Consider the following 19796-nt stretch of genomic DNA (forward strand, 5'->3'; position numbering starts at 1 on the left):
GTATTAATTAATTCTTATACAATTAAAAATTAAACATTTACTGTAGTTCCTACTGCTTCGCCTTCGCAAACTTTTACAAGGTTTCCTGCTTTATTCATATCAAATACAATAATAGGTAACTCGTTTTCTTGGCTTAGCGTAAATGCAGTAGTATCCATTACATTAAGTCCTTTGGTTAATACGTCCTCAAAAGTAAGGGTGTTGTATTTTTTTGCATTGGTGTCTTTCTCTGGGTCGGCAGTGTAAATACCATCTACACGCGTACCTTTTAATATTACATCGGCATTTACCTCTACACCTCTAAGTACGGCAGCAGTATCGGTAGTAAAGTAGGGGTTACCTGTACCTGCGCCAAAAATTACAATACGTCCTTTTTCTAGGTGGCGTACGGCTCTCCTTTTAATATATGGTTCTGCAATAGCTTCTATTTTTAGTGCGGTTTGCAGGCGTGTTTGCATACCAGCATCCTCTAAAGCACCTTGTAATGCCATGCCGTTAATAACAGTTGCAAGCATGCCCATGTAGTCGCCCTGAACCCTATCCATACCGTTACTGGCACCAGCCACACCCCTAAAGATGTTACCACCGCCTATAACAACGGCAATTTGTACACCTTTATCGTGTATTTGTTTAATTTCCTGTGCGTACTCGGCAAGCCTTTGTGGGTCTATACCATATTGGCGGTCACCCATTAAGGCTTCGCCACTTAGTTTTAACAGAATTCTTTTGTATTTCATAAGGATTTTCTTGACTGATGCAAATATAGTAATAAATGCTTTTGTAAAAAGTGTTTTGTTAAGGGTATGATGGTTATATTATAAGCTCGGCGTACGATTTTTTAGCAGCCTCATAACCAATGTCAAAAATTTCCCCCATTTTAACTTTGTTTGTTTCAAACGTATTGTAGGGGGCTAAATTATTAGGGCTTATAACCCAGTCGCACAACATAGACTTGTGCATATTACTGTTGGCAGAGAGCAAATCGTAGGCGCGTGCAACAACCGATTTTATATTTTTTAAATCAGATGCTTCTACTTTTTGCATGGGTCCTAAATATACTCCTATAAGCGTTTCGCATCTGCCTTGTAATATATCGGTAGGGAAGTGGTTTAGTATACCGCCATCGCTATACAGTTTGCCATTTATCTCGTAAGGGGCTATAATACCAGGGAATGCTGCCGAAGCCAATATGGCATCGAGTATTTTTACTTCGGGTGGGAATACGTGTAATTTACCCGATACAATGTTTGTTGCAGTAATGTGCAATCGGAAAGGAGAATCGCCAATAGTAGCATCTTTAAAAACGGGTTTAAAATAGTTTTTAAAAGCATCGGCATCTATAAAACCAGCTTTACGAAATGTAAAGTGTTTCCAGTGAAAAAAGTATATGGAACGAAAGAAGTCTAAAATTTCCTCTGGTTTTTTACCCCAGGCATATAAGGCTGCTACAATAGCTCCCGAACTTGTACCGGCAAGGTGGTGCGGAACAATGTTTTCTTCTTCAAAAAACTTGAGTGCTCCAGCATGTGCAATACCTTTGGTACCCCCGCCCGAAAGTGTAATGCCAATAGTACTATCTTTAAACTTCATGGTTATAAATTGTAGTACTAAATTACACTTTTTTCTTAATTCCATTTTTTTTGTTTCTGTAAAACTTGATGTAAATTTGTAGTAAAATGGAAACAACATGCAAAATGCACTTATTACGAATAGTTTAGAGCAAAGTTATTCGTACACGGAATACAGAAATCACGTTACACATTTATTACTCGATGGCTTATCTACTGGCGATACGCAATCGGAAGAGTTAACAAATTACAGCTCGTTGAACGAAGTACGTATGAACCGCTTGGATAAAACGATACAACTAACCCCTGAAGTTATTGAGCGTTTAAATGCAATACAGCGCAAATATGTTTTTTTAGTACTATCCGAAGGCTGGTGTGGCGACGCTGCACAACTATTACCTGTTATGGAAAAAATGGCAAGTGCAACCGATAAGCTGGAGTTGCGCATTGTACTTAGAGATGAAAATAGCGAGTTAATGGATGGTTTTTTAACCAACGGTGGTAGAGCAATACCGAAGTTAATTTTAGTTGCTGCTGAAGATAACACGGTTATGGGCAATTGGGGACCCCGACCTGCTGGAGCTACAAAACTGGTTAAAGATGCAAAAGCAAAGGATGGTGTAGTAACGCAAGAAACTAAAACCGAGTTACAAAAATGGTACTTAAAGGATAAAGGTATTAGTACTATGGAGGAGATAACAGATTTACTTGAGAGCGCAGAAAAACAGTAGTTTATTGTACTGTACCAATAATATCTATTTTATCAGAAGTTGATATGCCTCCAGGGTTACAGCCAGGTAATCCTTCGGGTATTGGCTTACCAATGTTTTTATAGTAGGTTACCCAAGCAGGAAAAAATTCGTTGGTATTGGGTTGCTTGTACGTCATGGGGTATAGTTTAAAAAAAGGTGTACCCGAATAAGCAAACATAAATGCATCGTAAATAAGTTCCGAGCAATAATAACTGTCGTTACCATATATGTATTCATCATCATACGGCACTCCTATTTGCTGTAAGGAGAAGTTTGTTGCTAAAGGAATAATGTAACGGTATTGTTTTTTAAGCCTCCCCACGTACATGGGTTTGGTTGTGTTTTTAGAGAATTCTTTTAGCGTAGTAAGGCGTACTGCATTGCCAGCAGCTTCTATTACATATATAGTATCGTTTTTGTGGTATACCATACCCATGTGGCTAAAATTGTTACCATTATATCCTTCGGTAACGGCCTCTATGGCATCGCATAAAGGACCACAATCCATATCCTGGAAAATAAGGTCGCCATCCTGCAAATCTACATTTTGAGCAAAAGCAGGAAGCATAGTTAGTGCTATAAATACGTATAATAGTTTAATTTTCAACTTCATTTTCAAAGGTTTCAGGTGCTATTGCATCAGTAACAGAGAAGTTACCTATTTTAGTACGGCGTAATGCCGTAAGGTGCGCACCCGATTGTAGTGCTTTACCATAATCGTACGCTAACGACCGAATGTAAGTGCCCTTACTGCAAACTACCCTAAAATCAACTTCGGGTAGTGCAATACGCGTAATTTCAAACTCGTGTATGGTGGTTTTACGTGATGCAATTTCGACTTCTTCACCTTTACGCGCATGCTCGTACAGGCGTTTCCCATCTTTTTTTATGGCAGAAAAAATAGGTGGTTTTTGGTCTATTTCACCCAAGAATTGTGGAATGGTGTTTTGGATGAGGTTTTCATCAATATGATCTGTAGCAAAAGTGGCATCTATTTCGGTTTCCAAATCGTACGATGGTGTTGTAGCGCCAATGTAAAAGGTACCCGTGTACTCTTTTTCCATGCCCTGTAACTCGGTAATTTGTTTGGTAAATTTACCCGTACAAATTATAAGTAAACCTGTAGCCAAAGGGTCTAGCGTGCCTGCGTGCCCTACCTTTATTTTTTTAAGCCCAAGGTGCTTTTTTAAGCTCCACTTTATTTTATTTACTGCCTGAAAGGAGCTCCATGTTAGCGGTTTATCTATAAGTAGAATTTTTCCGTTGGTAAAATCTTCGGGTGTTGCCAAACTCAATTATTTATATATTGTAAAGTAGGCTAACAGTAGTGCGCCTGCTATTATACGGTACCATCCCCAAGGTTTAAAACCGTACTTTTTAATAAAACCTATAAAACCCTTAATAGCTATAATGGCTACAATAAAAGCAATTACATTACCCATAAGGAACATGGTAAGGTTCTCTGCCGATTGTGTGAGTAACTCGTACCCTTTAAGCCCTGTTTGCTCGTAACTTTTAAGAAAAATAGAGTAAATGGTTACGGCTGCCATAGTGGGTACGGCAAGGAAGAACGAAAATTCTGCTGCGGTTTCGCGCGTTAACCCTTGTTGCATACCTCCAATTATAGAGGCTGCCGAACGGCTTGTACCAGGCATCATGGCAAGGCATTGCCAAAAACCAATGGCTACCCCTTTTTTTATGGTAATAGTCTCTTCGGTTTTTACGGTTTGATTTTTAAAAAAGTTTTCAATAAATAAAAGTATAACACCACCTACTATAAGTACTATAGCAATAGGTACAGGGTCGCCCAAGGCTTCTTCTATAAGGTCGTCAAACAATAATCCGAGTACTAAGGCAGGTACAACGGCTGCTGCAAGTTTAATATAAAAATTGAATTTGGTGAAATCGAAAAACTTTTTCCAGTATAACGCTACTACGGCTAATATTGCCCCAAACTGTATGGATACCTGAAATAGTTTTACATAATCGTCTTCCTGAATGCCGTAGTACGAGCTGGCAAAAATCATGTGTGCGGTAGATGAAACGGGCAGGTACTCTGTAAGTCCTTCAATAATGGCAATAATAATAGCCTGATAAAAATCCATTATTTCTTTTTGATTTTAAAGTTTTTAATGGGCTGGTCTTTCGGAAAAGTTGTTTCGCTTTCCGTAACGGTAGTGTTATCATTATTGGGGTTTTTAAGTATGGCATATATAGTAATACCAAACCCAATAATTACTACGGTAGGTGCAAGGCGTATTCTGCGGAAGCTAAAAATAGCATCGCTAAACACTTTAGGGTCGTCGCTACCGCCACCTGCCATTAATAAAAAGCCCAATGCAATTACACCCAAACCCATTAGGAGTATTTTATAATTCAGCTTCTCAAACAAAAAATGCGTTTTTATTTCGTTATTATTTTTCATCCGTTTTGTGTCATGTTTTTATTATTGCCTTATGGCTATTGCCTTAATATAAGTCGTCAGTTCTTAAATTCAAGAAACGTTGTGTTGCAAAAAAAGTACTTATTGCCGTTATAATAATACCAAAGGCAAGTACACCACCAAATACAATGGCAGTAGGCATCCAATCTTCCCAAATATTAAGTACGGGTAATGCGGCGTCTAGGTAATATACAAACCATAGCAATGCACCAATAGCCAGCAACGAGCCTATTAGCCCCAGTTTGATACCACGCCATACAAACGGCTTACGGATAAACGATTTGGTAGCACCTACCATTTGCATGGTTTTTATGGTAAAACGGTGGTTGTATATGGATAATCGGAGGGCACTATTAATTAGTAGCATGGCAACAAATGCTAGTATACCACTAATTATAAGTATCCAAAGTGTTATGGTTTTTATATTATCGTTTGCCATTTCTACCAGTACAAGGTCATAACTTACATCGGCAACTATGGGGTTGGCTCTTATGGCAACTTCAATATCCTTAATACTATCGGTTTGTACGTAGTTTCCTTTTAGGTGAATATCGTACGAATTCAGCAGCGGGTTACTATCCAAAAGCGATTCATAATCGCCCATAATATCCTTGTTGTTTTGCGCTGCCTCTTCTTTAGAAACATATACAAAATCCTTTATATAGGTCGCCTCCTTTAAGTTGTTGCCAAACGCCTGCATGGCATCGTCAGTAGCATCTTTCTTAAAAAATACCGTCATCGGGATGTTTTCTTTCACATAGCTCGATATTTTCTCGGTATTAATCACAAAAAGCCCCAGCGCCCCAAGTAAAGTTAGTACAATAAAAATACTAAGTACCACCGAAAAATACGAAGAAATAAGCCGTCTTTTCTGGAATTTTTCAAAGGATGATGCCATAAACTATATTTTAGCGGTAAAAATAATAAAGAAATTTGGTAAACATAATTTATAACGGGCAAAGTTTCCACTTTCGTACAATAAACGTAAATTTGCCCTCCATACAGAATTGAGGTTTTTTATACCTTATAAGCTAAGAACATAAGCGACTAAAACAAAATGAAATACAACCCAAACGCAATAGAAGCCAAGTGGCAAAAATACTGGGCAGATAACAAGACTTTTAAGGCAGAAGATGCTACGGATAAACCAAAATATTACGTGCTCGATATGTTTCCTTACCCATCGGGGGCGGGGCTACACGTAGGGCATCCGCTAGGGTATATTGCGTCTGATATTTATGCGCGCTACAAACGCCACCAAGGTTTTAATGTATTGCACCCGCAGGGGTACGATAGTTTTGGGCTTCCTGCCGAGCAGTATGCCATACAAACAGGGCAACACCCCGCTATTACTACCGAAACAAATATTAAGCGTTACCGCGAGCAGTTAGACAAAATTGGTTTTTCATTCGATTGGGATAGAGAGGTACGCACCTCCAACCCTGAATATTATAAGTGGACACAATGGATATTTATTCAACTGTTTAACTCATGGTATAATAACGATACCAATAAAGCAGAAAGCATTTGCACACTAATAGCAAAGTTTGAATCCAACGGTAACGAGGGTATTAACGCGGTTTGTGATGATAATATTGAGCCATTTACAGCAAACGACTGGAATGGTTATAGTAAAGAGCGACAAGAAAAAATATTACTACAATATAGGCTTACCTACCTTGCCGAGACTGAAGTAAATTGGTGCCCTGCACTAGGTACAGTTTTAGCCAACGATGAGATTGTAAATGGCGTATCGGAAAGGGGAGGGCATCCTGTTGTCCGTAAAAAAATGACCCAGTGGAGTATGCGTATATCGGCGTATGCCGAGCGTTTACTAGAAGGGTTAAATACAATTGACTGGACGGAATCGTTAAAGGAAAGCCAACGCAATTGGATAGGGAAATCGGTAGGGGCAGCGGTAACTTTTAATGTCCTCACCCCTAGCCCCTCTCCAGCGAAGAGGGTAACGGAAAAGGCTAATCAGGGTTATATGACGGCTGATAGCAGTATGGCTAAACAACTTGTAGCTAATGCTCGTAGTAACCGAAAAGAGCCGACACCTGCCGAAGCATTGCTTTGGGAAGCTGTTCGGAATAAAAAATTGGGCTATAAAATAAGAAGGCAGCATCCTATTGGAGTTTTTATAGCAGATTTTGTTTGTCTTGAAAAGCGACTTATAATTGAAGTTGATGGTGGTTATCACAGTACTATAGAACAAGTAGAACTGGATGAAGCACGCACGCTAGAACTGGAGCAAAAGCATAACTTTAAGGTAATTCGGTTTACTAACGATGAGGTTATTAACAGTTCAGAACAAGTAATCAATTCAATTAAAACAGTATTAAACGAAAGAGCATCCTACGAAAATAGCCGTGCTCCCCTCTCCGATGGAGAGGGGTCGGGGGTGAGGCAAATAGAAGTATTTACAACACGCCCTGATACTATTTTTGGCGTTAGTTTTATGACGCTTGCACCCGAGCACGAATTGGTAACCGAAATTACAACACCCCAGCAAAAAGAAGCTGTAGCGCAATATATAGAAGCAACGGCAAAACGTAGCGAGCGCGACCGTATGGCAGATGTAAAAACCATATCGGGTGTGTTTACGGGAGCGTATGCTGAGCATCCGTTTACCAAAGAACCTGTACCGATATGGATAGGCGATTATGTACTGGCAGGCTATGGCACGGGGGCTGTAATGGCAGTACCTTGTGGCGACCAACGCGATTATGACTTTGCTAAACATTTCGGCATCGAGATAAAAGACATCTTTGCAGGAGTAGATAGTAGCGAAGAAGCTTACGCAAGTAAGGATAATGTAACGCTACAAAAATCTGATTTCCTTAATGGATTAGATTATAAAGCAGCTACTAAAAAAGCTATTGCAGCTCTAGAAGAAATAGGGCAGGGTATGGGTAAAACCAATTACCGCCTGCGCGATGCTGTATTTAGCCGCCAACGTTATTGGGGAGAACCCTTTCCAGTATATTATGTAAACGGTATGCCGCAAATGATAGCTACCGAGCATTTACCCATACGTTTACCCGAAGTAGAAAAATACTTACCTACCGAAGATGGGCAACCACCATTAGGTAACGCAACAACATGGGCGTGGAGTACTACCCAAAATAAAGTAGTAGATAACGACCTTATAGATAACCAAACTATTTTCCCGCTAGAGCTAAACACTATGCCAGGTTGGGCTGGTAGCTCGTGGTACTGGTTGCGCTATATGGATGCCCATAACGAAAACGAATTTGTAAGCGAAGAAAGCCAAAGCTATTGGCAAAATGTAGATTTATACATAGGCGGTAGCGAGCATGCTACAGGGCACTTACTATACAGCCGTTTTTGGAATAAGTTTTTAAAAGACAGAGGTTTTGTACTACAAGATGAGCCTTTTAAAAAACTGATTAACCAAGGAATGATATTGGGTACTAGCGCCATTGTTTATAGAGTTTCTGGAACTGATAAGTATGTTTCTAAGAATCTTAAGAAAGATTACGAGGTGGAAGAGTTGCGTGTTGATGTAAACATTGTAAACGCTTCTGATGAAATAGATATAGATAGACTTAGAGATTGGATGCCTCAGTTTAAGGGTGCTGAATTTATTCTTGAAGATGGCAAATATATTGTAGGTAGAGAAGTTGAGAAAATGTCAAAACGTTGGTTTAACGTAGTAAACCCCGATGATATTTGCGAGCAGTATGGTGCTGATACCCTGCGTATGTACGAAATGTTCCTTGGTCCACTTGAGCAAGCCAAGCCTTGGAATACCGCAGGTATTACAGGTGTTTCAGGTTTTCTTAAAAAATTATGGAAGTTGTATTGTAACGATAACGGGCTTATTGTTACCAATAACGAGCCAAGCAAAGAGGCTTACAAAATACTGCACCGTACCATTAAAAAAGTACAGGAAGATATCGAGAATTTCTCGTTTAATACCTCAGTAAGTTCGTTTATGATAGCCGTTAACGAGTTAACCGCTATTAAATGCCACGAACGCGCCATACTGGAGCCATTAGCAATATTAATATCGCCTTATGCACCCCACATTGCAGAGGAGTTATGGAGCCAATTGGGCAATACGGGTAGCATTGCCAAAGTGCCATTCCCAGAGTTTAACCCACAACATTTGGTAGAAAGCAGTAAAGAATACCCTGTATCGTTTAACGGTAAAATGCGTTTTAAAATAGAATTACCCTTGGATATGCCAATAGACGAAATAGAAAAAACCATACTTGCTGATGAGCGTACACAACAACAACTCGGCGGACGCGAGCCTAAAAAGGTAATTATAGTACCTGGCAAAATCATCAATATTGTGGGATAATTTTTCAGAAAATTTTAGTAGCTATGCTCGTTTAGTATTAAATAAAGCAGGTTTTGGCACGTGGTTTGGTTAGTCAAATTTAATCAATACGTAAAACCTATACTATTATGAAAAAAACTCTATTATTTGTTGTAGTGTGTGTAATAGGCATTCCATTTATGTCTTTAGCGCAAGAAACCACTTACTCAGACACCAACGATGACGATAAGGTCTTAAATTGGTATTTCGCCGCAGGTGTTGCCGTAACCAACGATTATAAAATAAACGAAAACCTTGCTGCTGCAGGTATGCCAGAACTGAACAATGTTATGCCCGAAATTACTTTCGGATATATGGTAAAGGGTACAAAGTTATTAATGGACTTTGAAATTAATACTGCTTTTATGGATGAAAGAACTAGTACCGACAGGATACAGTCAGTAGCTTTTGGCTTTAAACTTAGGGGGCATTACATACCCTATAGCACAGAAAACTTTTTCCTATCGGGAGGTGTCGATCTTTCGTACCTCAATAACAGGTTCAATTTATACAGTAGGGGCAATGTAATTGATTTGAATGATTTAAACCCCAGTACTCATACAGGGCATATTAGCTTATATAACGAGCAGTTTTACGTAGGTCCGTCAATAGCATTTGGAGCATTTCAAAAAAGCTCATTTCCAATACGATTAAACGTAGGGTACGAATTCTCCGCTATAAATGGCAAATGGCGTTCAGATTTTGCCAATGTAGCTAATGACTTTAGGGAGGACGTACAGGGGCGTTTTTATGCCAAGCTTGCACTGCTTTTTTAGCAACAATGTTAAAAAACATGACAGAAATATTTTTAAAGCCAATCTGTACAGATTGGCTTTAAATTTGCGGTATATTTCCGTGTAAACAAATAAAAACAACAACAATGTTAGGATATTATATATTACTGGGCGCAATTGCATTAGCCAGCTATTTGGTAAGTGCCCGCCTAAAATCAAAATTTGCGCATTACTCCAAAGTACACCTTCGTAATGGTATGAGTGGTGCCGAAATTGCGCAGCAAATGTTAAACGATAATGGTATTTACGATGTTAAGGTAATCTCGACGTCAGGTAGGCTTACCGACCATTATAACCCTACCGACAAAACGGTAAATTTAAGCGAAGCTGTTTATAACCAGCGCAACGCAGCCGCGGCAGCCGTAGCAGCGCACGAGGTAGGGCATGCCGTGCAGCATGCCAATGCCTATACCATGTTAAAGCTACGGTCTAATTTAGTACCTGCGGTTAATGTAGCATCACGATTATCGGGTCCATTAATTTTAATTGGTTTAGTGCTTGGTTTCGGTACACAATTTAGTTTTGGGTATTACATTGCTGTGGCAGGGGTTATACTAATGGGTATTGCTACATTATTTAGTTTTATTACCCTACCTGTAGAGTACGATGCGAGTAACAAGGCCTTAAAATGGCTAAAAACTAAAAACATGCTTACACAACAAGAGTATGCAGGTGCAGCCGATTCGCTTAAGTGGGCAGCACGTACTTATGTAGTGGCAGCGCTTGGTGCTTTGGCATCATTGTTATATTGGGCTTTTTTAGTATTTGGCGGTAGAGATTAAGTACAGTTAAATTTTACACTACAAAATAAAAGCCACCTATAACTAGGTGGCTTTTGCAATTGGTAAATTAGTCTTGCTCCTTAAAATTTAAAGAGTTTGTTACAATCTAGTAATTCCTATCACAACAAGAATTTGTATTACGTTGTTTTTCTGCTACATTCCAAAATTACAGATAATAGTTATTTTTTATATACGCAACAATACGGGTTTTTAATACGCGTACAATTACCCGTATATAAAAAAAACCTCCCCGAAATTTACATTCAGGGAGGTTAAAAAAAGTTTGAGTTAGTTAATTAGGGTTAGCTCGCTACATTATCGGGGTTATACCCCATGTAAGGAACTTCTTTTTCGTGAAAAATAACCCCAAATTCTTCGAGTTCTTTAAGTATAGGCTCGTATACTTGTTTGTGTATAGGTAATTGTACCCCTTTTAGCGTAATATTACCATTTAGTATTTGTAATGCTGCCATGGCTACGGGTAGTCCTACCGTTTTTGCCATTGCAGTATGGGTTTGGTCTTCGCCAATGCACACCATGCTAGCATCTATTTGTTTCTTTTTTCCGTTAAGCTCGTACCCAAATTTATGGTACATCACTATCATATCCTTATCCTCTGGGCTGAGCGTCCATTTTTCCGACAATATTTTTTCCAACGCTTTTGCAGGAGTAGCATCTTTAATACCTATTGTCTTATCATCATTAAAAATATCAAGTTCTAGCAGCTTTTCCCACTGTATATCGTCTTGGTCAATTTTTAAAATGTGGCGTAACTTCAGCTCTATCGAATCGGTAGGATGATAAGGCAAAAATGCATTTACAAATTCGCGGTAACTCATGTTTTCCGAATCTTCAATAATATACGTGTCATCCGTCATACCCAATTGCACAAACATATTCCACGCTTTAGAGTATCCCACTCTACGCAGTGTACCTCTGTAAAGGGTTAGTACATCATCTAGCCCGTACGCACTACGGTATTTTAAAGAGTCGCGGTTGGCATAGCCCTCAAAACGACCAAAGCCCTCTACCTCCATAAATTCTGTACGCCTAAATAGTTTATTGTAGGGTATGTATTTGTACTTACCCTCTTGTATAAACTTTGCAGCGCCACCTTGCCCGGCTAGTACAACATTACGCGGATTCCAAGTAAACTTATAATTCCATAAGTTATTATCCGACTCTGGTGCTACAAGCCCTCCACAAAACGATTCGAATAACAGTACTTTACCACCTTTTGCTCTAATTTCATCCAAAATCTTCATAGCACTCATGTGGTCTACGCCAGGGTCAAGCCCAATCTCATTCATAAAAATAAGGTCGTTGGCTTTCACTTCAGCATCAAGTTCCCGCATGGCAGGGCTTATGTACGATGCCGTAACCATATTCTTTTTATGCTTAACACAATCCTTAGCCACCTCATAGTGCAGGTGCGCGGGTAGCATAGATATTATAATATCGGCATTACCTATATGTGTGTTACGCTGCTCCTCGTTAAAAATATCAAAGGCAATAGGGGTAGCTCTTGGGTGTCCGTTAGTTTTCTTTTCTGCTAATGCTACCGAAAGATCGGCAATAGTGATGTGCAAGTTTTCGGCTTCCGATTTTTGCAACAGGTATTCAATCAACGATGTAGCTGAACGCCCTGCCCCAATAATTAAAATATGCCTCATAGCTCATTTATTTATAACACGAATGTAGTGATTTGTTATATTTATAAAAATATTTAGGGTGTAAATTTCTATAAACTTTTTAATTTTACCTTATAAATTATCATAAAATGAACAGAAAAATTTTAGTTACCGCTTTGGTGTTGGGTATCGTTGCAATAGCACTGGGTGCTTTTGGTGCTCACGGGCTCAAAAAACGTATTGAACCTGAAATGCTTATGACTTTTGAAACGGGTGTACGCTACCAAATGTACCATGCGCTTTTTTTATTGTTTGTTGGTACAACGCCATTAGCTTCGGAAAAAGCAAAAAAAATTACCTTTATATTAACGGTAATTGGAGTGCTGTTTTTTTCGGTTTCCATCTACTTTTTAGCTTGTAATGAGCTGTTTTCTTTCGACTTTAAAAAATTAGGTATTGTTACTCCTATTGGAGGATTGTTATTAATTGTAGCTTGGTTGGTATTACTATTAAACATAATGAAACGAAAGGGATAAAATAATTCTAATTTTACACTATCTAAAAAATTATTTTTACATTTGCCCTTTGAAACAATGCAACTTAATCATAAAGTTATGGAGAATTACGGTCTTTTCACGAAATCGATTTCGTTAGACAGCATGGGAATTAAGAACGCGGATGTTAAATATCAGTTAACTCCAGACCAGTTACATGATATATCTATCGAAAAAGGATATGGTGTAGAGAGTGCTGCTGGGGCTCTTGCTATTAATACTGGCGAGTTTACTGGGCGTTCGCCTCAGGATAGATTTATAGTTAAAGATAGTATTACCGAAGATAAAGTATGGTGGGGCAACATAAACCTACCTTTTGATAGCGATAAGTTTGATGCACTTTACAATAAGGTAACAGAATATTTATCGGGCAAAGAGGTATATGTGCGTGATAGCTATGTATGTGCAGACCCTAACTACAGGCTTAATGTACGTGTGGTTACCGAATTTCCTTGGTCGAATTTATTTTGCCACAACATGTTCCTGAGACCAGAAGAGTCCGAACTAGAAAACTTTGCTGCCGATTGGCATGTAGTATGTGTACCCAGCTTTATGGCCAACCCAGAGGAGGATGGTACGCGCCAGCACAACTTTGCAATACTAAACTTTACACGTAAAATAGCACTTATAGGTGGTACAGGTTATACCGGTGAAATGAAAAAAGGTATATTCTCTGCCTTAAACTTTATTTTACCAGTAGATAAAAATACCCTGCCAATGCACTGTAGTGCAAATGTGGGTGAAGATGGCGACACAGCAATCTTCTTCGGTTTGTCAGGTACAGGAAAAACAACACTTTCTGCCGACCCAGATCGTAAACTAATTGGTGACGATGAGCACGGTTGGACAAACGAGAATACCGTATTTAACTTTGAGGGTGGTTGCTACGCAAAAGTAATTAACCTTACAGAGGAAAACGAACCTGATATTTTTAGAGCTATTAAGCGCGGTGCAATTCTGGAAAACGTTATTTTTAAAGAAGGTACCAACGAGGTAGATTTTGAAGATACTTCGATAACACAAAACACAAGGGTAAGTTACCCAATATACCATATAGATAATATACAACCAGGCTCTATCGGGAAAAATCCTAAAAATATATTTTTCCTTACAGCAGATGCCTTTGGTGTATTGCCTCCAATATCTAAGCTAACACCAGGTCAGGCAGCCTACCACTTTATATCGGGTTACACCGCTAAAGTTGCAGGTACAGAGGCAGGAGTAAACGAGCCACAACCTAACTTCTCGGCTTGTTTTGGTGCACCGTTTATGCCATTACACCCAACTAAATATGCAGAAATGCTTAGTGCTAAGATGAAAGAATCTGGCGTTAATGTATGGCTTGTAAATACAGGTTGGACAGGCGGTGCTTATGGTACAGGTAGCCGAATGAAACTTAAATACACTAGGGCTATGATTACTGCTGCTCTTAACGGAGAACTTGATAATGTAGGTTTTGAGGTACACCAAGTATTTGGTTTAGCAAAACCACAAACGTGCCCTAACGTACCAGCAGAGATACTTAATCCGCGTAATACGTGGAAAGATAAAGAAGCATACGATGCTAAAGCGCAAGAACTTGCTGAAGCATTTAAGAAGAATTTTGCCAAGTTTGAGGAATTTGCTAACGAAGAAATTTTGGCAGGTGCCCCATTGGCATAAGTGTGATTTTAGAATAGATGCGAAAAACCGCCTGTGATGGGGCGGTTTTTTTATTTTATATTATTCTCATTAGTTATTACATTATATTGGATATAAAAAAAGCTACCCTAGGGTAGCTTTTTCTGTATTGTAATGAGTGTAGGTTATTTTTTATTAACCTCTACTATATATTTCTCTAATGCCATAGTCATAGATGGAGTTTGTGGCGCAGGTGCCATAATATCTATGCGTAGGTTATTATCTAATGCCTCCTTTTGTGTAGTGCTTCCAAAAACAGCTATACGCGTATTATTCTGTTTAAAATCAGGAAAGTTTTTAAACAACGATTTTATACCTGTAGGGCTAAAAAACACCAATATATCATAGTATACATCTTTCAAATCAGATAGGTCGCTCATTACCGTGCGGTAAAACATACCTTGTGTCCAGTTAACCTTTAATTTATCTAATGTTAATGGTACATCATCATTCAATTGGTCCGATGCAGGAAGTAAAAACTTCTCGTCTTTATATTTTTTAATAAGCGGAGCCATATCGGCAAAACCTTTTTGCCCCACATAAATTTTTCTCTTACGGTACACTACATATTTCTGGAGGTAAAACGCTACCGCTTCGCTCTGGCAGAAATACTTCATGGTTTCTGGTACTTTGTAGCGCATCTCCTCTGCTACACGGAAAAAATGGTCTATAGCATTTTTACTCGTAAGAATAATAGCAGTATAATCGTTAAGGTCAATTTTCTGCTGTCTTACATCTTTCGCGCTTACACCCTCAACATGAATAAACGGTCTAAAATCGACTTTCACTTTCAGTTTTTGCTGCAATTCGAAGTATGGTGAATTTTCTACTTTAGGTTCCGGTTGTGAAACCAAAATTGTTTTCACTTTCATATTATTATATGTCTTTTATTTGCTGTTCGTAAACCAATAATACATGAAATAATAGGGTGCTATTTCAAGAGTGCAAAGATATAAAATAAAATAGAACAATTTGCTAAGTATCAGACTTTGATACAATCTTATCGAAACAAGGTAGGATATTATATTGGCAATAACCAATAACCCAATTATACTATATACTATAAAAGGTTTAGGGTCAGTATTATAAAATAAAATAATGGTAACAGGTAGTAGCAATAGTGTTATATAGGTACGGTAGCTAACTTTGTATAAATTTAGGGTTTCGCTAAAGGTTTCTATATTAAAAGAAGTAGCTATTATCTTTTCTATAAGGTATTTAGCTAATATAAAAACACTAATAAAGGTAAATAATTGTATAAACGTTACCCAGTTGGTTTTTGTGGTAAGCTCATAATAGCTCAGTACAAACTGAACAATAAAACTCAACGATATAATTTGTATTACAAATAGCGTTACTGTAAAACCGCTCAATACATTACTACTGTCCTTGTATATCTTCATATATTTGTCGGAATAGGCAAGACGCATAAAGTCAGAAAAACGAGTTCCCCACGTAGTTTTAGTTACGGCAATTAGCACAAAACAGGCAATAAAAATAAAAGTTGCCCAGTCCTTACCAATCAGAGTACGCTCGTTAAAAATCAAAGATATCATAGGGCGTAAAATTACTAATTTTTGTGTTGAAAACTTTTATTATACATTAAATGTGTAACTGACGTTAGAAATGCATTATTTTTGTACCAAAATAGATTGTTACCCATGAGCGATGGCGTTGTTATAATTCCTACGTATAATGAAATTGAAAATATCGAAGCCATACTAAGAGCAGTATTTGCACTAAGTACACACTTTGATGTATTGGTAGTAGATGATAACTCGCCCGACGGTACAGCAAACACAGTAAAACAACTGCAAGGCGAATTTACAGGGCGGTTACACCTAGAGGTAAGGGCAGGCAAATCGGGCTTAGGTACTGCCTACGTACATGGTTTTAAATGGGCTATAGCTAGGGAGTACGAATATATTTTTGAGATGGATGCCGATTTTTCGCATAATCCTAAAGATATTGAACGATTATACAAAGCCTGCTGCAATGGTGCCGATATGGCAATTGGTTCGCGCTACAGTACAGGTGTAAATGTTGTAAATTGGCCGCTAAGCCGAGTGTTGCTATCCTATTACGCATCGGTTTACGTTAAAATTATAACGGGCATGCAAATACACGATGCTACTGCAGGATTTATTTGTTACAAACGAAAAGTATTAGAGAGTATAAACCTTAACAAAATAAAATTTGTGGGCTACGCTTTCCAGATAGAAATGAAATACCGCGCTTTTGCCAAAGGATTTGTACAGGTAGAAGTACCCATAATATTTACCGACCGCACCAAAGGCGAGTCTAAAATGAGTAATGCCATTATTAAAGAAGCTATATTAGGCGTTATAGCACTACGAATAAAAAAAATGCTAAATAAGCTATAAATACAAACATGAAGAGGATTTTAATAAAGAATGCCAGAATTGTAAATGAGGGGACAATTGTTGAAGGTGACCTTTTAATTGAAGATAAATTTATAAAAGAAATAGGCTCCAGTATAAGTCCTAAAACATCAGACATACAAATTATTGATGCCGAAGGCAATTACCTTATACCAGGAGCAATAGACGACCAAGTACACTTTAGGGAGCCAGGACTTACCCACAAAGGGAATATAGAAACCGAGTCGCGTGCTGCTGTAGCAGGAGGTATAACCTCGTTTATAGAGCAACCCAACACCGTACCCAACGCGGTAACCCAAGAATTGCTGGAACAAAAATACCAAAGGGCTGCCGAAGTATCGTATGCCAACTACTCCTTTATGATGGGCGGTACAAACGATAACCTAGAGGAGTTAATGAAAACTAACTCTAAAAACGTAGCGGGTATTAAGCTCTTCTTAGGTTCATCTACAGGGAACATGTTGGTGGATGATGAGGCGGTTTTAGAAAAAATATTCTCGAATACGGATATGCTCATCGCAACCCATTGCGAAGATGAAACTACGGTACGCGAAAACCTAGAAAAATACAAAGCACAGTACGGCGATGATATCCCGATGAAATACCACCCACTAATACGTAGTGAGGAGGCATGTTATATATCATCATCAAGAGCTGTGGCATTGGCTAAAAAAACAGGAGCAAGGCTACACGTGTTCCATTTATCTACGGCTAAAGAAACGGAACTGTTTACCAATAAAATTCCGCTAGAAGAAAAGAAAATTACTGCAGAGGTGTGCATACACCATTTATGGTTTACAGATGAGGACTACGACAAAAAAGGCTCATTAATAAAATGGAATCCTGCGGTTAAAACTGCAGGAGACAGAGAAGGGCTTTGGAAAGCATTATTGGATGATAGAATCGACGTTATTGCTACCGACCATGCTCCGCATACTTTAGAGGAAAAGCAAAACCCGTACACCAATGCACCATCAGGAGGACCATTAGTACAACACGCTGTAGTGGCTATGTTTGAGGCGCATCATCAAAATAAAATATCAGTAGAGCGTATTGTAGAAAAAATGGCGCATAACCCTGCCAAATTATTTAGAGTAGAAAAACGTGGTTTTATACGCGAGGGGTACTATGCCGATTTGGTTTTAGTAAACCCAGGTTTACCTTGGAATGTAAAGAAAGAGAACATTTTATATAAATGCGGATGGTCTCCATTTGAGGGGGCTAACTTTAAATCCAGAATAACGCATACGTTTGTAAACGGGCAATTGGTGTACAATAACTTTAAAGTTAAAAACATACAATGCGGCGAGCGTTTGCTTTTTAACAGGTAATACTATTATGAAGAAAATAGCACTTGGTATACTACTAGCACTTATGGTTGTTGCTTGCAACGACCATAGTGTTACTCCAGAAAAACCTGAAAAACTACTCACAGAAGATGAGATGGTTGATATACTGTACGATATTACATTGCTGCAATCCATGCGGTCGTTTAAACCACAAACCTTAAATGATAATAATATTACCACAGGTAACTATGTGTATGCTAAGTATGATATTGATAGTACTACTTTTGTGCAAAACCATAATTATTACGCTACACAACTGGATGTTTACGATCGTATTCATAAACGTGTAACAGAAAGGATAAAAAAGGAAAAAGAGCCTATTGAAGAAGCGGTACTGGCTAAAGCAAAACAGGATTCTATTGATAAAGCTAAAAATAAAATTACCGAGATAGATACGCTTAAAAATAGCATTAAGGTAGAAGCTCAAGATCTCAAAAATTAAGCAGACTCTTATAAATGTTTGGAACTTGAAGCAGTGCTTGCTAGTTGCTTTATGTACTGTTTTACTTCGGTAAACTTATAATCCAATACAGCTATAATCTTGCTATTATCATAGTTTTCATGATTGTGCGATGCTTTTGCCATAGCGTGCGTCATAAGTCGTTTGCGTTGTGCTATTTTGGCAAGTAGCCAATCCAAGCGCCACGCTACAGATGTTAGTGCACGCGATGCATATATTGTAGGTCGTTTTTTACCCAAACCATCAGCAATAGCAAATAATATTTCCCTGTACGATAATTGTCCTGCTACAAGTGTGTATCGTTCTCCAGTAACATCAGCACGCATAAGTAGTTGCATAATCCCAACAACATCCTCTACAGCTACCACACCACAACTCCCTTTAGTGTAAAAGTATTGCCCCTTGCAAACTGCTTTAAACATCCTGCCTGTACCCTGTGTCCAAAAACCATAACCAAATATAAGCCCAGGGTTTACAACTACAACTTCAAGCCCTTCCTGCCCGCCCCGCCACACTTCCATCTCGGCACCATGTTTTGTTATGGCATAATCGCTATGGCGCATTTCGGGATTCCATTCGGTTTTTTCGGTAATAGTAGGTTCATTCTCTTTGGGGTCGCCCAATGCAGCTATCGAGCTAACGTGGCATAGCTTTCGTACCCCAAAAGCCAGCGCACAATTTACAATATTAGCAGTACCCTCTATATTTACCTTTCGGAGTAACTCCTCATCACTAGGGTCAAACGAGATGTAGGCGGCGCAATGGTACACATGTGTTACATTGGCAAAAGCTTCCTCTAACGCTGGTATATCGGTAATATCGCCTTTTGCCCATACTATCTTTTCAAACAAAATACTCTTATTATAATGCTCAAAAAGTAATTTTGTTTTGGCTTTACTAGCCTCGCTACGGTATAGCGCGCGCACTGCTTTTTTGCCCGCTGCCAATTGGAGCAATAGGTGTGCTCCTACCAAACCTGTTCCGCCCGTTACTAATATCATACTACAAAAATACTTTTTACAGTATAAAA

At 38.6% G+C, this 19796-nt stretch carries 19 protein-coding genes and 1 pseudogene; 9 read left to right on the plus strand and 11 right to left on the minus strand.

Annotated elements, in window-relative coordinates; all coding sequences use genetic code 11:
- Positions 1 to 29: 29 nt before the first annotated feature.
- Together pyrH and K1I41_RS05205 are read right to left on the minus strand one after the other, a co-directional pair.
- Positions 30 to 737: a UMP kinase gene (pyrH, locus tag K1I41_RS05200; protein ID WP_220641623.1), complete on the minus strand. Its 708-nt coding sequence runs from the start codon at positions 735 to 737 to the stop codon at positions 30 to 32.
- 73 nt (positions 738 to 810) lie between these two features.
- Positions 811 to 1590, minus strand: coding sequence for a patatin-like phospholipase family protein (locus K1I41_RS05205; RefSeq protein ID WP_220641817.1), 780 nt, complete (start codon positions 1588 to 1590; stop codon positions 811 to 813).
- A gap of 97 nt (positions 1591 to 1687) precedes the next feature.
- Between K1I41_RS05205 and K1I41_RS05210 the strand changes: the two genes are divergently transcribed.
- A complete protein-coding gene (locus K1I41_RS05210; protein WP_220641624.1) occupies positions 1688 to 2299 on the plus strand; it encodes a thioredoxin family protein in 612 nt (203 codons plus the stop codon).
- Position 2300: 1 nt separating this feature from the next.
- Here K1I41_RS05210 and K1I41_RS05215 read toward each other — a convergent pair whose 3' ends face one another.
- The 5 genes and pseudogenes from K1I41_RS05215 to K1I41_RS05235 form a co-directional block, all read right to left on the minus strand.
- A complete protein-coding gene (locus tag K1I41_RS05215; RefSeq protein ID WP_220641625.1) occupies positions 2301 to 2933 on the minus strand; it encodes a YiiX/YebB-like N1pC/P60 family cysteine hydrolase in 633 nt (210 codons plus the stop codon).
- Positions 2917 to 3609: a tRNA pseudouridine(55) synthase TruB gene (truB, locus tag K1I41_RS05220; RefSeq protein WP_220641626.1), complete on the minus strand. Its 693-nt coding sequence runs from the start codon at positions 3607 to 3609 to the stop codon at positions 2917 to 2919. Before truB ends, K1I41_RS05215 begins: the two co-directional genes overlap by 17 nt.
- 6 nt (positions 3610 to 3615) lie before the next feature.
- Positions 3616 to 4425, minus strand: coding sequence for an undecaprenyl-diphosphate phosphatase (locus K1I41_RS05225; protein ID WP_220641627.1), 810 nt, complete (start codon positions 4423 to 4425; stop codon positions 3616 to 3618).
- An 86-nt stretch (positions 4426 to 4511) separates the two neighbouring features.
- Positions 4512 to 4745 (minus strand): annotated as a pseudogene (locus K1I41_RS05230) (DUF3098 domain-containing protein); the annotation flags it as partial.
- A 43-nt stretch (positions 4746 to 4788) separates the two neighbouring features.
- Positions 4789 to 5661, minus strand: a complete 873-nt coding sequence (locus K1I41_RS05235) for a cell division protein FtsX (protein WP_220641629.1) — start codon at positions 5659 to 5661, stop codon at positions 4789 to 4791.
- Between the two features lie 159 nt (positions 5662 to 5820).
- Here K1I41_RS05235 and leuS point away from each other — a divergent pair, with 159 nt between their 5' ends.
- The 3 genes from leuS (at position 5821) to K1I41_RS05250 (ending at position 10690) form a co-directional block, all read left to right on the plus strand.
- The gene (leuS, locus tag K1I41_RS05240; RefSeq protein WP_220641630.1) at positions 5821 to 9096 is read left to right on the plus strand and encodes a leucine--tRNA ligase; all 3276 of its coding nucleotides are present in this window, start codon (positions 5821 to 5823) and stop codon (positions 9094 to 9096) included.
- Between the two features lie 107 nt (positions 9097 to 9203).
- Positions 9204 to 9890, plus strand: coding sequence for a hypothetical protein (locus K1I41_RS05245; RefSeq protein ID WP_220641631.1), 687 nt, complete (start codon positions 9204 to 9206; stop codon positions 9888 to 9890).
- 104 nt (positions 9891 to 9994) lie between these two features.
- On the plus strand, positions 9995 to 10690 hold the full coding sequence (locus K1I41_RS05250; protein WP_220641632.1) for a zinc metallopeptidase: 696 nt from the start codon (positions 9995 to 9997) through the stop codon (positions 10688 to 10690).
- Positions 10691 to 10992: 302 nt separating this feature from the next.
- On the opposite strand, the gene K1I41_RS05255 is transcribed toward K1I41_RS05250, so the two are convergent.
- The gene (locus K1I41_RS05255) at positions 10993 to 12363 is read right to left on the minus strand and encodes a saccharopine dehydrogenase family protein (RefSeq protein ID WP_220641633.1); all 1371 of its coding nucleotides are present in this window, start codon (positions 12361 to 12363) and stop codon (positions 10993 to 10995) included.
- A gap of 107 nt (positions 12364 to 12470) precedes the next feature.
- Here K1I41_RS05255 and K1I41_RS05260 point away from each other — a divergent pair, with 107 nt between their 5' ends.
- Both K1I41_RS05260 and pckA read left to right on the plus strand, forming a co-directional pair.
- Positions 12471 to 12857 (plus strand): DUF423 domain-containing protein, encoded by a 387-nt coding sequence (locus tag K1I41_RS05260; RefSeq protein ID WP_220641634.1) that lies wholly within the window; start codon positions 12471 to 12473, stop codon positions 12855 to 12857.
- A 78-nt stretch (positions 12858 to 12935) separates the two neighbouring features.
- On the plus strand, positions 12936 to 14537 hold the full coding sequence (gene pckA, locus K1I41_RS05265; RefSeq protein ID WP_220641635.1) for a phosphoenolpyruvate carboxykinase (ATP): 1602 nt from the start codon (positions 12936 to 12938) through the stop codon (positions 14535 to 14537).
- A gap of 143 nt (positions 14538 to 14680) precedes the next feature.
- Here pckA and K1I41_RS05270 read toward each other — a convergent pair whose 3' ends face one another.
- Complete coding sequence (locus K1I41_RS05270) at positions 14681 to 15427, minus strand: uroporphyrinogen-III synthase (protein ID WP_220641636.1); 747 nt, start codon at positions 15425 to 15427, stop codon at positions 14681 to 14683.
- Positions 15428 to 15442: 15 nt separating this feature from the next.
- Positions 15443 to 16111 (minus strand): DUF4271 domain-containing protein, encoded by a 669-nt coding sequence (locus K1I41_RS05275; RefSeq protein WP_220641637.1) that lies wholly within the window; start codon positions 16109 to 16111, stop codon positions 15443 to 15445.
- A 105-nt stretch (positions 16112 to 16216) separates the two neighbouring features.
- Here K1I41_RS05275 and K1I41_RS05280 point away from each other — a divergent pair, with 105 nt between their 5' ends.
- The 3 genes from K1I41_RS05280 to K1I41_RS05290 are packed head-to-tail and all read left to right on the plus strand — an operon-like array spanning position 16217 to position 18748.
- Complete coding sequence (locus tag K1I41_RS05280) at positions 16217 to 16939, plus strand: polyprenol monophosphomannose synthase (RefSeq protein WP_220641638.1); 723 nt, start codon at positions 16217 to 16219, stop codon at positions 16937 to 16939.
- 8 nt (positions 16940 to 16947) lie between these two features.
- Positions 16948 to 18288 (plus strand): dihydroorotase, encoded by a 1341-nt coding sequence (locus tag K1I41_RS05285; RefSeq protein WP_220641639.1) that lies wholly within the window; start codon positions 16948 to 16950, stop codon positions 18286 to 18288.
- A gap of 7 nt (positions 18289 to 18295) precedes the next feature.
- Positions 18296 to 18748, plus strand: coding sequence for a DUF4296 domain-containing protein (locus tag K1I41_RS05290; protein ID WP_220641640.1), 453 nt, complete (start codon positions 18296 to 18298; stop codon positions 18746 to 18748).
- A gap of 8 nt (positions 18749 to 18756) precedes the next feature.
- On the opposite strand, the gene K1I41_RS05295 is transcribed toward K1I41_RS05290, so the two are convergent.
- Entirely contained in the window at positions 18757 to 19767 is a 1011-nt protein-coding gene (locus tag K1I41_RS05295) for an NAD-dependent epimerase/dehydratase family protein (protein ID WP_220641641.1), read from the minus strand.
- Positions 19768 to 19796: the final 29 nt, after the last annotated feature.

The sequence above is a fragment of the Flavobacterium litorale genome (genome assembly GCF_019613795.1).
GTDB lineage: Bacteria > Bacteroidota > Bacteroidia > Flavobacteriales > Flavobacteriaceae > Flavobacterium > Flavobacterium litorale.